The sequence below is a fragment of the Streptomyces sp. NPDC055140 genome (assembly GCF_053607285.1).
The window spans coordinates 238,885-252,376 of record NZ_JBSGTG010000003.1 but is presented as its reverse complement, the minus strand read 5'-3'; the positions used below and the strand labels follow the sequence as shown (position 1 = coordinate 252,376).

Annotated in this window: 13 protein-coding genes; 5 read left to right on the top strand and 8 right to left on the bottom strand. The window is 70.1% G+C overall.

Annotated features, from left to right (window positions below):
• Positions 1 to 25 precede the first annotated feature (25 nt).
• The 3 genes from ACWFR4_RS08835 to ACWFR4_RS08825 form a co-directional block, all read right to left on the bottom strand.
• Complete coding sequence (locus ACWFR4_RS08835; protein WP_405478652.1) at positions 26 to 889, bottom strand: ABC transporter permease; 864 nt, start codon at positions 887 to 889, stop codon at positions 26 to 28.
• Positions 886 to 1,668: an ABC transporter ATP-binding protein gene (locus ACWFR4_RS08830; RefSeq protein WP_362903853.1), complete on the bottom strand. Its 783-nt coding sequence runs from the start codon at positions 1,666 to 1,668 to the stop codon at positions 886 to 888. The genes ACWFR4_RS08835 and ACWFR4_RS08830 overlap by 4 nt, the downstream gene beginning before the upstream one ends.
• 171 nt (positions 1,669 to 1,839) lie before the next feature.
• Entirely contained in the window at positions 1,840 to 2,256 is a 417-nt protein-coding gene (locus ACWFR4_RS08825) for a Fur family transcriptional regulator (RefSeq protein WP_355692480.1), read from the bottom strand.
• Between the two features lie 162 nt (positions 2,257 to 2,418).
• Here ACWFR4_RS08825 and ACWFR4_RS08820 point away from each other — a divergent pair, with 162 nt between their 5' ends.
• Positions 2,419 to 3,900 carry a catalase gene (locus ACWFR4_RS08820; RefSeq protein WP_453463139.1) on the top strand — a complete coding sequence of 494 codons (1,482 nt, stop codon included), beginning with the start codon at positions 2,419 to 2,421 and terminating at the stop codon, positions 3,898 to 3,900.
• 73 nt (positions 3,901 to 3,973) lie between these two features.
• On the opposite strand, the gene ACWFR4_RS08815 is transcribed toward ACWFR4_RS08820, so the two are convergent.
• Both ACWFR4_RS08815 and hisN read right to left on the bottom strand, forming a co-directional pair.
• Positions 3,974 to 4,375: a CBS domain-containing protein gene (locus ACWFR4_RS08815; protein ID WP_266560317.1), complete on the bottom strand. Its 402-nt coding sequence runs from the start codon at positions 4,373 to 4,375 to the stop codon at positions 3,974 to 3,976.
• Between the two features lie 199 nt (positions 4,376 to 4,574).
• Positions 4,575 to 5,369 carry a histidinol-phosphatase gene (gene hisN / locus ACWFR4_RS08810; RefSeq protein ID WP_453463141.1) on the bottom strand — a complete coding sequence of 265 codons (795 nt, stop codon included), beginning with the start codon at positions 5,367 to 5,369 and terminating at the stop codon, positions 4,575 to 4,577.
• Between the two features lie 132 nt (positions 5,370 to 5,501).
• Between hisN and ACWFR4_RS08805 the strand changes: the two genes are divergently transcribed.
• Positions 5,502 to 6,104 carry a TetR/AcrR family transcriptional regulator gene (locus ACWFR4_RS08805; protein ID WP_453651641.1) on the top strand — a complete coding sequence of 201 codons (603 nt, stop codon included), beginning with the start codon at positions 5,502 to 5,504 and terminating at the stop codon, positions 6,102 to 6,104.
• Positions 6,105 to 6,122: 18 nt separating this feature from the next.
• Here ACWFR4_RS08805 and ACWFR4_RS08800 read toward each other — a convergent pair whose 3' ends face one another.
• Complete coding sequence (locus ACWFR4_RS08800; protein ID WP_453651639.1) at positions 6,123 to 7,808, bottom strand: ABC transporter substrate-binding protein; 1,686 nt, start codon at positions 7,806 to 7,808, stop codon at positions 6,123 to 6,125.
• A gap of 263 nt (positions 7,809 to 8,071) precedes the next feature.
• On the opposite strand from ACWFR4_RS08800, the gene ACWFR4_RS08795 reads away from it, so the two are divergent.
• Genes ACWFR4_RS08795 through ACWFR4_RS08785 form a run of 3 tightly spaced genes read left to right on the top strand, consistent with a single transcriptional unit; the run spans position 8,072 to position 12,020 of the window.
• Positions 8,072 to 9,055 carry an ABC transporter permease gene (locus ACWFR4_RS08795; RefSeq protein WP_453651637.1) on the top strand — a complete coding sequence of 328 codons (984 nt, stop codon included), beginning with the start codon at positions 8,072 to 8,074 and terminating at the stop codon, positions 9,053 to 9,055.
• A gap of 21 nt (positions 9,056 to 9,076) precedes the next feature.
• Positions 9,077 to 10,000: an ABC transporter permease gene (locus ACWFR4_RS08790; protein ID WP_453651635.1), complete on the top strand. Its 924-nt coding sequence runs from the start codon at positions 9,077 to 9,079 to the stop codon at positions 9,998 to 10,000.
• The gene (locus ACWFR4_RS08785) at positions 9,981 to 12,020 is read left to right on the top strand and encodes a dipeptide ABC transporter ATP-binding protein (protein ID WP_453651633.1); all 2,040 of its coding nucleotides are present in this window, start codon (positions 9,981 to 9,983) and stop codon (positions 12,018 to 12,020) included. Before ACWFR4_RS08790 ends, ACWFR4_RS08785 begins: the two co-directional genes overlap by 20 nt.
• A 10-nt stretch (positions 12,021 to 12,030) precedes the next feature.
• On the opposite strand, the gene ACWFR4_RS08780 is transcribed toward ACWFR4_RS08785, so the two are convergent.
• Both ACWFR4_RS08780 and rsgA read right to left on the bottom strand, forming a co-directional pair.
• Positions 12,031 to 12,354, bottom strand: a complete 324-nt coding sequence (locus tag ACWFR4_RS08780) for a DMT family transporter (protein WP_100595965.1) — start codon at positions 12,352 to 12,354, stop codon at positions 12,031 to 12,033.
• Between the two features lie 116 nt (positions 12,355 to 12,470).
• Positions 12,471 to 13,481: a ribosome small subunit-dependent GTPase A gene (gene rsgA, locus ACWFR4_RS08775; RefSeq protein WP_453651631.1), complete on the bottom strand. Its 1,011-nt coding sequence runs from the start codon at positions 13,479 to 13,481 to the stop codon at positions 12,471 to 12,473.
• Between the last annotated feature and the right edge of the window lie 11 nt (positions 13,482 to 13,492).

The window sequence follows — 13,492 nt, the reverse complement described above, 5'->3', positions numbered from 1 at the left end:
TCCGTACGGGAAGGGGCGGTGGAGGTCAGGACTGGCCGCGGCCGCGGTCGCGCGGCGCCCACGGGGTGAGCAGCCGGCCCGCGATGCGCACCAGTTCGGAGAAGACGACGCCGAGTACGGCGACACAGACGATGCCGACGAACATCACGTCGTTCTGGAAGAGGGCGCGGGCGTCGAAGATCAGGTGGCCGAGGCCGTTCGTGGCCGCGATCTGCTCGGAGGCGACGATCACGAGGACCGCGACGCCCGCGGCGATGCGGGCGCCGACCAGGACCGCGGGCAGCGACGCGGGAAGCAGGACGTGCCGGAACATCTGCCACGGCGAGGCGCCGAAGACCTGGCCGGCGTCCCGGTGACCGGAGGGGACGGCGAGCACCGCCGCCATCGTCGAGATCCAGACGAAGAAGAAGACGGTCGTGGCGACCAGCGCGATCTGCGGGCCCTCACCGAGGCCGAACATGTTCAGGAAGATCGGCAGCAGGGCCAGCTTCGGGACGACGTAGAGCGCGTCCAGCATCGGTTCGAGGGCGGCGCGGACGACGGAGAGCGAGCCCATCAGGAGGCCGAGGGCGTATCCGGTGACGGTGCCGATCGCGTATCCGGCGAGTACGCGCTTGAGGGTGGCCCACACGTCCGGCCACAGGTCGCCGTCCGCGGCGCGGTGCCAGCCGTCGACGAGGATCGTGGACGGCGCCGGGTAGACGCGGTCGTCGATCCACGCCTGGGTGGCGGCGAGCTGCCACAGCAGGACCAGGACGAGAGGGACGGCGACGGCGAGCGAGAGTTCGAGGGCGCGGCGCCTGCGGTGGGTGCGGGCGGGGTGCAGCTCCTGTGGGCCCGGCCGTCTGACCAGGAGCGTCGTGTCTTCCTTCGGGGCGGTCGTCGTCATGCCGGGACCACCTCGTCGCGCCGTACCTCGCCCCGCAGTAGATCCCACAACTCGCCTTTCAGGGCGGTGAATTCGGGCGTCGAGCGGATGTCGCCGGTGCGCGGCCGGGCGAACGGCGGGCGGCGCTCGGCGATGATGCGGCCCGGCCGGGCCGACATCACGAGGACGCGGTCGCCCAGCACGATCGCCTCCTCCAGGCTGTGGGTGATGAAGAGGGTGGTGGTGCGGGTGGTCTGGGTGAGGTCGAGGAGCTCGTCCTGGAGGATCGTGCGCAGCTGGGCGTCGAGGGCCGCGAACGGCTCGTCCATGAGGAGGATCTCGGGCTCTACGGCGAGCGCGCGGGCGATGGCGACGCGCTGGCGCATGCCGCCGGACAGCGCGGACGGATAGGCGTCCGCGAAGTCGGCGAGGCCCATGCGGGTGAGCCAGTCGGTGGCCCGGGCGTCGGCCTCCCGGCGGGGGACCTTCTGGATGTCGAGGCCGAAGCGCACGTTGGCCAGGACCGTCTTCCAGTCGTAGATCCCGTAGTCCTGGAAGATCATCGCGGCCGGCCGGGCGCTGTCGGTGCGGATGGCCAGCTCTCCGGCGGTCGGGCGCAGCAGGCCGGCGGCGATGCGCAGGAGGGTGGACTTCCCGCAGCCGGAGGGGCCGACCACGCAGGTGAACTCGCCGGGGGCGATGGTGAGGTCGAGAGGGCCGAGGGCCGCCACCGTGCGGTGGCCTCGGCCGAAGGACCGGGTGAGTGTGCGGGCTTGGAGTTTGGGGTGCGGATCTCCCACGGTTTCCCTCCCGGGGTGCGGTGGAGGTGGGCGCCGCCGACGATATGACGGGTCGTCAGATTGGGGAAGGGGGCGGGTTGTTGAGATACGTACCAAAGGGGTGTGCGAGAGGGGTGAGCAAAGAGGGCCCGCACCGTTCGGTGCGGGCCCTCTTCGGAGGAGTCGTGTGCGCTACGCCGTCGCGCAGTTCGGGCAGACGCCCCGGTACGTCACCTCGACGTCCGAGACCGTGAAGCCGAAGCGCTCGGAGTCGGGGAGGTCGGTGAGGGGGTTGCCGCTCGGGTGGACGTCGCGGATCGCGCCGCACCGGGCGCAGACCAGGTGCTGGTGCGGGCGGTGCGCGTTCGGGTCGTAGCGCTTGGCGCGCTTGTCCGTGGCGACCTCGATGACCTCACCGAGGGAGACCATCTCGCCGAGCGTGTTGTAGACGGTCGCCCGCGAGATCTCGGGGAGCTTGGCGACGGCGCGCGCATGCACCTCGTCGGCCGTCAGGTGTACATGGTCCCCGTCGAGGACCTCGGCCACGACGCGCCGCTGTGCGGTCATACGCCAGCCGCGTCCGCGCAGTCGTTCCAGCAGGTCACTCATGAGGGCCAGCCTAACAGGCGGAGGGACCAGGTCCCGAACGGGTGTGACTTTGGAAGTCCACTTGACTTAGACATTGTCCATTGTAGGATCGGAAACGGCTTTGGCCAAGGGACAGGACTTGCAGCAGATGAGGGCGCGGCAACAGCCGCTCCAGTGGAGCCGGTGCTTGCACCGGGGCAGGAGGCGCACGTGACGTCGCAGGGACCGCTCACCACGGAGGCCGGCGCGCCGGTCGCCGACAACCAGAACAGCGAGACCGCGGGCGTCGGCGGGCCTGTACTGGTCCAGGACCAGGCGCTGCTCGAGAAGCTCGCGCACTTCAACCGCGAGCGCATCCCGGAGCGCATCGTGCACGCCCGCGGCGCCGGTGCGTACGGCACGTTCACGCTGACCCGGGACGTCTCGCGGTGGACGCGGGCCAAGTTCCTCTCCGAGGTCGGCAAGCAGACCGAGACGTTCCTGCGGTTCTCCACCGTCGCCGGCAGTCTCGGCTCCGCGGACGCCGTGCGTGACCCCCGCGGCTTCGCGCTGAAGTTCTACACCGAGGAGGGGAACTACGACCTCGTCGGCAACAACACCCCGGTGTTCTTCATCAAGGACGCCATCAAGTTCCCCGACTTCATCCACACGCAGAAGCGCGACCCCTACACGGGCTCGCAGGAGGCCGACAACGTGTGGGACTTCTGGGGCCTGAGTCCCGAGTCGACGCACCAGGTCACCTGGCTCTTCGGCGACCGCGGCATCCCGGCGACGCTGCGCCACATGAACGGGTACGGCTCGCACACGTACCAGTGGAACAACGAGGCCGGCGAGGTCTTCTGGGTCAAGTACCACTTCAAGACCGACCAGGGGATCAAGAACCTCACCGCCGACGAGGCCGCGAGGCTCGCCGGTGAGGACCCGGACTCGCATCAGCGCGACCTGCGCGAGGCCATCGAGCGCGGCGAGTTCCCGTCCTGGACCGTGCAGGTGCAGATCATGCCGGCCGCCGACGCGGCGAACTACCGCTTCAACCCGTTCGACCTCACCAAGGTGTGGCCGCACGAGGACTACCCGCCGATCGAGATCGGCAAGCTGGAGCTCAACCGCAACCCGGAGAACATCTTCGCCGAGGTCGAGCAGTCCATCTTCAGCCCCGCGCACTTCGTGCCGGGCATCGGCCCTTCGCCCGACAAGATGCTCCAGGGCCGCCTCTTCGCGTACGGCGACGCGCACCGCTACCGCGTCGGTATCAACGCTGACCACCTGCCGGTGAACCGCCCGCACGCCGCCGAGGCGCGCACCAACTCCCGTGACGGCTTCCTGTACGACGGCCGCCACAAGGGCGGGAAGAACTACGAGCCGAACTCCTTCGGAGGCCCGTTCCAGACGGACCGGCCGCTGTGGGTGTCGACGCCGGTCACCGGCGGCACCGGCAACCACGAGGCTCCCTCGCACGTCGAGGACGACGACTTCGTGCAGGCGGGCAACCTCTACCGCCTGATGTCCGAGGACGAGAAGGCCCGTCTGATCGAGAACCTCGCGGGCAACATCGCGGGCGTCTCCCGCGACGACATCGCCGAGCGCGCGATCGGCAACTTCCGCCAGGCGGACGGTGACTTCGGCAAGCGCCTCGAGGCCGCGGTCCAGGCCCTTCGCGGCTGACCGGGACGCTTGACGCAGGCAGAGGGCCGGCTCCCTTCGGGGGCCGGCCCTCTTGTGCGCCTGACGCGCGGTCCTAGCTCACCAGTGTCGTCGACCGGCGGCGGGCCGGGGCCCAGCAGCGGATGATGTCGCGGACCGACACGATGCCGACCGGCTCCTGGTCGTCGAGCACGATGAGATGCCGGAAGCCGCCGTGGGCCATGGCCTCGGCGGCCTCCTGGAGCGTCCACGCCGGGGCGGCGAAGACGACGTCGGTCGTGGTGTGGGTGCCGGCGATCTCGTGGTCCGGGTTCTGGCCGAGGCCGATCGAGTTGAGGATGTCGCGCTCGGTCAGAATGCCGATTCCGCAGGTGTCGGGGTCGAGGACGACCGCCGCGCCGACGCGGCGCTCGGACATCAGTCGGGCCGACCTGCGCAGCGTGTGGGCGGGGCCGATGGTGAGGACCATCGTGCTCATGGCGTCGCGGACGAGCATGGGCGTGAGCCACCTCCTTGGTGAATCCGCGGCCTCCGGGATGCCGAAGGATTGCCTCCGGTCCCGACCTGGAGAACGGATTCACAAGTTCACAAGTGGGGGGACTCTCAGAGTCGCAGCCGTTCGGGCCGTCAACAAGGGGGCGCGGAAGGTCCGTTGCGCCGCTACGGTGCTTCCGCACGCCGTAGCGGCGTGAGGCTCACGTCTGCAGGTAGCTCAGCAGCTCGCCGTGGAGCAGGCCGTTCGACGCCGCCGCGTTGCCGCTGTGCGGGCCGTGGCGCCCGTCGAGGCCGGTGAAGACGCCGCCCGCCTCCGTCACGATGATCGCGTTCGCCGCCATGTCCCACAGGGAGAGCTCCGGCTCCGCCGCCATGTCGACCGAGCCCTCGGCGACCATCATGTACGGCCAGAAGTCGCCGTAACCGCGCGTGCGCCACACCGCGCGCGTGAGGTCGAGGAAGCCGTCGAGCCGGCCCTGCTCCTCCCAGCCGCTCAGCGAGGAGTAGGCGAAGGACGCGTCCGCGAGGCGCCCGACCTTCGAGACGTGCAGGCGCGAGGCCGACGTCAGGCTGCGGCCCGTGTAGGCGCCCGCGCCCTTCGCCGCCCACCAGCGGCGGCCGAGCGCCGGCGCGGAGACGACGCCGACCACCGGCTGGTAGCCGCCCTCGCCCGCCTCCATCAGCGAGATGAGCGTCGCCCAGACCGGCACGCCGCGCACATAGTTCTTGGTGCCGTCGATCGGGTCGACGACCCAGCGGCGCGGGCCCGTGCCCTCGATCCCGTACTCCTCGCCGAGGATCGCGTCCCGCGGCCGTGCCCGCTTGAGCTGACCGCGGATGAGCTCCTCCGCGGCCTTGTCGGCCTCGCTCACCGGCGTCATGTCCGGCTTGGTCTCGACCTTCAGGTCGAGGGCCTTGAACCGGCCCATGGTCGCCGCGTCGGCGGCGTCCGCGAGGACGTGGGCGAGACGCAGATCATCGTGATAGTCGGGCATGGGTGAACAGTATCGATCGAGGTCGGTCCGGGGCCACAGGGCGCTGGGCCCGGCGGCCCGCGTGGGCTATTGACAGGGCACACGGGCGCGTCAACCCTGGCGGTTGAGCCGCTACGGCGTGGGGAGGCGACGATGCCCACAGCGCGGGAGTCCTTGCTCGACGCGGCCGGTACGGCGCTGGCCGGACGCCCCTGGCCCCTGGTGCGGATGATCGACGTGGCGGCCGTCGCCGGGGTGTCCCGGCAGACCCTCTACAACGAGTTCGGTACCAAGGACGGGCTCGCGCGAGCCCTGGTCCGGCGCGAGGTGGACGCCTATCTGGCCGGCGTCGACCGGGCCGTGAAGGAGGCCGGGATCGAGGCCGTCGCGGAGTGGACCGTCACCGCGGCGGGCTCCAGCGCACTCGTACGGGCCGTGCTCACCGGCTGCTGGGGTGAGCGCTTACCTGCCCCGGCGTCTGGCGGGGTGCCCTCGTCGTCCACCGTGCCCGCACAGCGGCGGGCCGACGGGCCGCTCCCCGGTCCCGGCGACCTGGTGAAGCTGGTCCGCGAGCGGGCCGCGGCCGCGCTCCGTTCGGCGGGGCGACCGAGGGCGGAGGCGGACCAGCTGGCCCGCGACTGCGAACTGGCCGTCCGGCTCGCCCTGTCCTGTCTGCTAGCCCCGCCGGGCGACGGTGGGGTGGGGCGCCTCGTGAGAGAGGCGCTGCCGCACCGGCGCCGGGGCGCCACCGCCTGAAGCGACCTACCCGGTCAGCTACTTGAGCCAGCCGATCTTCGTGTAGTCGCTGCTGGCGAGGCCATCGGCGCCGAAGTTCGCGAGGCTCGAGCGGACCGCGACAATCTGCGGCCGCTGGTACAGCTCGATGGAGTGGCCGAGCTTCCACAGCTCCTTGTCGGCCTCGTTGTAGAGCTTGTTCGCCTCGGTGGTGTCGGTGGTCCGCTGGGCCTTCTTCAGCAGACCGTCGATCTTCGGGGAACCGATGGAGCCGTAGTTCTGGAAGAGGTTCTTGCCCTGCGGCTGGACGAAGGTCGGGACGACGACGCTCTTGAAGACGGCGTCGACGTTGCGGAAGCTCGTCAGGTCGAAGTTGCCGGTGTTCACGAACTTCGGGAAGTAGTCGTTCGCCGGGACCTTCTTCAGCGTGACCTTGATGCCGACGGCCGCCAGCTGCTGCTGCACCAGCTCCGCCTGGTCGACCTGGGCCGACGAACTGCCCGCGCTCAGCGTGTACTCGAGCGTGAGCTCCTTGCCGCCCTTGGTACGCGTCTTCCCCTCGCCGGCCGACTTCCAGCCGGCCTCGTCGAGCAGCTTGTTCGCCTTCTCGGGGTCGTACTTCCCGTACTCGCCCGAGTTGTTCTGGTAGCCCTCCTGGTTGGGCATGAACAAGTGGTTGTCGAGCGGCTTCAGTTCGAAGGAGAGATCCTTGCTGAAGGCGGCGTTGATGCCCTTGCGGTCGATCGCGTTGCCGAGCGCCTGGCGCACGCGGACGTCCTTCAGCGGGCCGTGCGCGCCGTTGAGCGCGATGTGCACCTCGTCCCAGCGCGCGCCGCGCCGGATGTCCGTGCCGGTCGACTTCACGAGGCGCTTGTAGTCCTCGGGCAGCAGCGCGGTGGCGGAGTCGATCTCCTTGTTGAGGTATGCCTCGGTGGTCGCGGTGAAGTCGACGATCCGGTAGACGACGGAGTCCAGCTTGGGCTTGGGACCCCACCAGCCGGGGTCCGGCACGATGGTGATCGTCTGGGCCGTCTTGTCGATGTTCTTGATCTTGAAGGCGTTCCCCGTGACCGGGACCTTCTGCGTCCACCCCTTGTTGAACTTCTCCGGGGTGTCGATGTACGCCGCCGGGTACAGCGGGTCGAAGAGGTTCTGCCACTCCGCGTACGGCTTGTCGAAGGTGATCCTGACGCCGTGCTCGTCCTTGCCCTGCTCGACCTTGGATATCTGCTCGTAGCCGTCGGTGACGGCCGCCTCGTAGTCCTTGTCCGACCCGCTCAGGGCCTTCCACTGGGCCTGGAAGTCCTTCCAGCTCAGCGGCTTTCCGTCGGACCACTTGGCCTTCGGGTTCAGCTCGTACTCCACGACCTGGGGGTCGGTGGAGACGACCTTCGCCGAGACCAGGAAGTTCGGGTTGACGTGCTGGGCGCCCTTGGCGTCGTTGTCGAACAGGTCGGGCAGCACCGCCGCGTCGACCTCCTGGGCGTCGCCCATGAAGCCGTCGGGGGTGTTCCAGTTGAAGTTGGCGGGCCATGTCGACAGGCCCATCTTCAGCGTCCCGCCCTGCCGGAGATCGCTCACCGGATGCGCGTTGATGTCCTGACCGTCCACCGCCGGCGCGGCCCTCTTCCGGGCCGGCTTGTCGTCGTCGGACGACCCGCAGCCCGCCAGCACCAGGGTGGCCGACAGGGCTGCGGCGACGGCGGTGACGGTGGATCTGCGCATGGGGCTTCCTTCGGTCCGGGCTGCGGCGGCGGAGCGGCCGCATGTCAGCCGAGACCGTAGACCCGCGGGAGTTGACGGCGGAAGAGTGCGGCGACCTTGACATGCGCTCTTCACAAAACAGCAACAACCCGCGATCATGCTGGAGTTGAAAGCCGATGACCTGCATCGATGACAGCCGATGGGGGGAGCCGGGCACGGTCCCCAGTCGTCATCAGGTGTGTTTCAGCGAGAGTTCGGCGCAATCCGCTAAGAGGGCAGGCACGGTGTCGGCATATCTGGCCAAGCGGCTCGGCTACTACGCGGTCCTGCTGCTCGTCGCCATCTGCCTCTCCTACCTGATCGCCTCGCTCGCGCTCGACCCGCGCGGGTACTACGAGGGCCGCCAGCCGCCCCTGTCGCCCTCGGCGGTGGACCACCATCTCACCGCGATGGGCGTCAACGACCACAAGCCACTCCTCGAACGCTTCCTGGCCTGGGCCGGGCACGCGGTGCACGGCGATCTCGGGCAGACCATCGACGGGTCGCCCGTCGCCGCCGAGTTCGGCCGGCGGATCGGGGTGAGCCTGCGCCTGCTGCTGCTCGGCACGATCGCCGGGACGGTGCTCGGAGTGATCGTCGGGGCGTGGACGGCGGTGCGCCAGTACCGGCTGTCCGACCGGGCCCTGACCCTCGCCTCGTTCGCGCTGCTCTCGACCCCGGTCTTCCTGCTGGCCGTGTTGCTCAAGATCGGCGCCATCTGGTTCAACCAGCGGACCGGGACCGAGCTCATCCAGTTCACGGGCGAGAAGAGCCCGGGTGTCGACTCCGGCTTCTGGGCCGTCCTGAAGGACCGCTCGGTGCACCTGCTGCTGCCGACGATCTCCATCGCCCTCGGCGCCATCGCCGGGTACAGCCGCTACCAGCGCTCCGCCATGCTCGACGTGCTCGGCGCCGACTATCTGCGCACGGCGCAGGCGAAGGGGCTGACCAGGCGCACGGTGCTGCTGCGGCACGGACTGCGCACGGCCCTCATCCCCATGTCCACGTTCTTCAGCTACGGCTTCCTCGCCCTGTTCACGGGCGCCACCTTCACCGAGACGATCTTCGGCTGGCACGGCATGGGCGAGTGGTTCGTCTCCTCCATCGGCAAGAACGACGTCAACTCCGTCGTCGCCGTCAATGTCTTCGCCGCCGTGGTCGTGCTGCTGTCCGGCTTCCTCGCCGACGCCCTGCACGCCGCACTCGACCCGCGCGTCCGGCGCGCCTGACGCCCGAGGACGTCCCCTGCCATGACCACCACCAGCGCCGTGCTCGACCCGGTGCCCTCGGCCGTACGCCCCCGGGGCCGGTCCGGCGTCGTCGCACGCCGCTTCCTGAGCCACCGTGGAGCCCTCGCCGGGGCGACGGTCCTGCTGCTGCTCGTCGCCCTCGCCGTGCTCGGCCCGTACCTCGCCCAGTGGACGTACAGCAAGGTCGACTACACGGCGCTGCGCGAGGGCCCGTCGGCCGACCACTGGTGGGGCACCAACCGCATCGGTCAGGACGTCTTCGCGCAGACCGTGCGCGGGCTCCAGAAGTCCCTGGTGATCGGGGTTCTGGTGGCCCTGTTCTCGACAGGGCTCGCGGCGCTCGTGGGCGCGTGCGCCGGGTACTTCGGCGGCTGGGCGGACCGGGCGCTGATGTTCGTCGTCGACCTGCTCCTCGTCTTCCCCTCGTTCCTCATCATCGCGATCGTCTCGCCGCGGCTGCGGGGAGGCGGCTGGTTCGCGTTCGTGGGACTGCTGGCCGTCTTCGGCTGGATGATCACCGCGCGGGTGGTGCGCTCGATGGCCGTGTCCCTCAAGGAACGCGAATTCGTGCGCGCCGCCCGCTACATGGGCGTCGGACCCTTCCGGATCATCTGGCGGCATGTCCTGCCCAACGTGGTGTCGTTCCTGATCATCGACGCCACGATCGCGGTCGGCGGCGCGGTGATGAGCGAGACCGCGCTGTCGTACTTCGGGTTCGGCGTGCAGGCGCCCGACGTCTCGTTGGGGACCCTGATCGCCTCGTCGACGGGCGCGGCCATCACCTACCCCTGGATGTTCTTCTTCCCCGCCGGGCTCCTGATCGTCTTCGTGCTCGCGGTGAACCTGGTGGGGGACGGGCTGCGCGACGCGTTCGATCCGACGAGCCCGACCAATACGAGGAAGGGTGCGCGCCGTGCTGCTTGAGGTGTCCGGGCTCCAGGTCGACTTCGACGGGAAGCCCGCGGTACGCGGCGTGGACCTGGCGCTGGAGCGGGGAGAGGTCCTCGGTCTGGTGGGCGAGTCGGGGTCGGGGAAATCCGCGACCGCGCTGGCCCTCCTCGGCCTGCTGCCTGCAGGCGCCGCCGTCCGTGGATCGGTGCGGCTCGACGGGCAGGAGCTTGTCGGCGCGTCCGACCGGGCCCTCTCGCGGGTGCGCGGCAGCCGGATCGGGATGGTGTTCCAGGATCCCCTGTCGGCCTTCACGCCCGTGTACCGGATCGGGGACCAGATAGCCGAGGCCGTGCGGGCCCACCAGAACGTGTCCAGGGAAGCGGCGCGCGCACGCGCCGTCGAGCTGCTCGACCTCGTAGGGATCCCGGAACCGGCCGCGCGCGCCGACGCCTTCCCGCACGAGTTCTCCGGGGGCATGCGCCAGCGGGCCATGATCGCGATGGCCATGGCCAACGACCCCGACGTCATCGTGGCCGACGAGCCGACGACGGCGCTCGACGTGACGATCCAGGCGCAGGTGCTCGACGTACTGCGTACGGCTCAGCGGGAGACGGGTGCGGCCGTCGTGCTGGTCAGCCATGACCTGGGGGTCATCGCGGGGATGGCCGACCGGGTGGCTGTCATGTACGCGGGCCGTGTGGTCGAGAGCGGGCCCGTGGACGATGTGTTCCGGGAGGCCCGGATGCCCTACACGCTGGGGCTGATGGGGGCGGTGCCGCGGCTCGACGGGGCGGCGGATGTGCTGGTGCCCGTGCCGGGGGCTCCGCCAGGGGCCGGGGAGTTGGGCGGAGGGTGTGCGTTTGCGCCCAGGTGCCCCTTGGCGGTGGAGGCGTGTCTGAGCGAGGTGCCTTCCCTGCGGACCCCTGTGGGTTCGACGGCGCCTCACCGTGCCGCCTGTGTGCGCGCCGACGAGATCGGTGGGCTCACCCCACAGGACGTCTTCCCCGTGCCCGGGATGGCCGATCGCGGTGAACGCCCGGTGGGGGAAACCGTGTTGAAGGTGCGCGGGCTTGGGAAGACGTTTCCCGTGTTCAAGGGGAGCGCCTTCAGGCGGCGGGTCGGGAGCGTCTACGCCGTCGACGGGGTGGACCTCGACATCCGCGGCGGAGAGACCCTCGCGCTCGTCGGCGAGTCCGGGTCGGGGAAGTCCACCACCCTCTTCGAACTCCTCGAACTGGCACGGCCCGAGGCCGGGGACGTCGAGCTGTTCGGGCAGTCCGTGGGCGGGCTCGGGAAGGCGGAGCGGGCGGCGTTGCGGCGGCGCGTGCAGATCGTCTTCCAGGACCCGATGGCCTCCCTGGATCCCAGGATGCCGGTCGGCGACATCATCACCGAACCGCTGCGTGCCCAGGGCGCGGACCGGGCGGCGATCGCGCGCCGGATCCCCGCGCTCCTGGAACAGGTCGGCCTCGACCCCGCCCACGCGGAGCGCTTTCCGCACGAGTTCTCCGGCGGCCAGCGGCAGCGCGTCGGGATCGCTCGGGCCCTGTCCGTCGAGCCGGAGCTGCTCGTCCTGGACGAACCCGTCTCCGCGCTCGACGTCTCCGTACAGGCAGGCGTCCTCAACCTGCTCCAGCGGCTCAAGGCGGAACTGGGCCTCGCCTACCTCTTCGTCTCGCACGACCTGTCCGTCGTACGGCACATCGCGGACCGTGTGAGCGTCGTGTACCTGGGGCGGACCGTCGAGTCCGGGCCCGTGGCCGACGTCTTCGAGAGGCCTCTGCACCCTTACACCCAGGCCCTGTTGTCCGCGGTGCCGCTGCCCGACCCCGAGCGGGAGCGGGCGCGGCAGAGGGACCGGATCCTGCTCGCCGGGGATCCGCCGAGCCCGACGCAGCGCTACGAAGGATGCCGTTTCCGGGCGCGCTGTCCCGTCTACGCGGACCTCCACGGGGTCGACAAGGAACGCTGCGAGCGCGAGGTGCCCGCGAGCCCGGTGGCCGGGAAGCAGAGCGCTGCCTGTCACTTCCCGCGCGTACGGGACGTCGTGTGAGCGTGGCGGCTCAGTGCGCCGATCCCGACAGCTGAAGCCCGATCACACCGACGATCACGAACGAGATCGAGACGAGCTTGAGGGTGGAGACCAGGTCGTCGAGGAAGACCATGCCGTAGATCGCGGTGCCCGCAGCGCCGATGCCCGTCCACACCGCGTACGCGGGACCCACGTCGAGCTTGCGCAGGGCGAGCGTGAGGAGGCCGAAGCTGCCGAGGGCGAAGCACGAGAACGCGATCGTCGGCCAGAGCCGGGTGAAGCCGTGCGAGAGCTTCAGGCAGACCGCGAAGCCGGTCTCGAGAATCCCCGCCACGATGACCAGCAGCCACGCCATGTGCTTGCCTCCAGCATCTTCGACTTCCGTGACCGCTTCGTACGGTTTCGATCTTGCGTCCGGCTTGGTGCGATTATGCACTTACCGTCGCGGGGCGGTCGCAAACAACGCTGAGGTCAGTCGCCCTCGCGTCGCTCCCTCGTGGCGAGCAGCCGCCGCAGTGAGTACAGACGCGCGGGATCGGCGTGTCCCTGAGCGACCCACTCGTCGAGCGCGCAGTCCGGCTCGTCGTGGCTGCACGCACGCGGACAGTTCTCCGTGCCCGGCTCCAGGTCGGGGAAGGCGTGGATGACGCGGGACGGGTCGACGTAGTGCAGTCCGAAGGAGCGCACGCCCGGGGTGTCGATCACCCAGCCGTTGTCGTCGGGCAGCGGCAGCGCGAGCGCGGACGTCGTGGTGTGCCGGCCGCGGCCCGTGACCGCGTTGACATGGCCCGTCGTACGCCGGCTGCCCTTCGGCACCAGCGCGTTCACCAGCGTCGTCTTGCCGACGCCGGAGTGGCCGACGAACACGGTGATCTTGCCGTCGAGCTGCTCGCGCACCCGGGCGACCGCCGCCCCGCTCTCCAGCTCGTCCCGGCTGGTGACGACATAGGGGACGCCCAACGCCCCGTACATCTTCAGGAGTTCGTCCGGCGGGTCGAGGTCCGACTTGGTCAGCACGAGGAGCGGGTCGAGGCCGCTGTCGTACGCGGCGACGAGGCAGCGGTCGATCATGCGCGGGCGCGGCTCGGGGTCCGCGAGGGCGGTGACGATGGCGAGCTGGTCGGCGTTCGCGACGACCACGCGCTCGTACGGGTCGTCGTCGTCGGCCGTGCGGCGCAGCACGGAGGTGCGCTGCCCGATGCGGACGATGCGCGCGAGGGTGTCCTTCTTGCCGGACAGATCCCCGACGACGGAGACCTGGTCGCCGACCACGGCCGCCTTGCGGCCCAGCTCGCGGGCCTTCATCGCGGTGACGGGGATGTCGTCGATGAGGACGGTGAGGCGGCCCCGGTCCACGGTCAGGACCATGCCGTCAGCGGCGTCCTCGTGCTTCGGACGGATGTTCGTGCGCGGGCGGTTGCCCTTGCGGTTGGGGCGGACGCGGATGTCGTCCTCGTCGGGGTTCTTGCCGTAGCGGCGCATGATCTCGATCC

Coding starts and splice junctions, on each gene's coding strand:
- ACWFR4_RS08835 (WP_405478652.1), bottom strand. CDS start 889: ATGACGACGACCGCCCCGAAGGAAGACACGACGCTCCTGGTCAGACGG.
- ACWFR4_RS08825 (WP_355692480.1), bottom strand. CDS start 2,256: ATGAGTGACCTGCTGGAACGACTGCGCGGACGCGGCTGGCGTATGACC.
- ACWFR4_RS08815 (WP_266560317.1), bottom strand. CDS start 4,375: ATGCTCGTCCGCGACGCCATGAGCACGATGGTCCTCACCATCGGCCCC.
- hisN (WP_453463141.1), bottom strand. CDS start 5,369: ATGCCCGACTATCACGATGATCTGCGTCTCGCCCACGTCCTCGCGGAC.
- ACWFR4_RS08805 (WP_453651641.1), top strand. CDS start 5,502: ATGCCCACAGCGCGGGAGTCCTTGCTCGACGCGGCCGGTACGGCGCTG.
- ACWFR4_RS08800 (WP_453651639.1), bottom strand. CDS start 7,808: ATGCGCAGATCCACCGTCACCGCCGTCGCCGCAGCCCTGTCGGCCACC.
- ACWFR4_RS08790 (WP_453651635.1), top strand. CDS start 9,077: ATGACCACCACCAGCGCCGTGCTCGACCCGGTGCCCTCGGCCGTACGC.
- ACWFR4_RS08780 (WP_100595965.1), bottom strand. CDS start 12,354: ATGGCGTGGCTGCTGGTCATCGTGGCGGGGATTCTCGAGACCGGCTTC.
- rsgA (WP_453651631.1), bottom strand. CDS start 13,481: ATGCGCCGCTACGGCAAGAACCCCGACGAGGACGACATCCGCGTCCGC.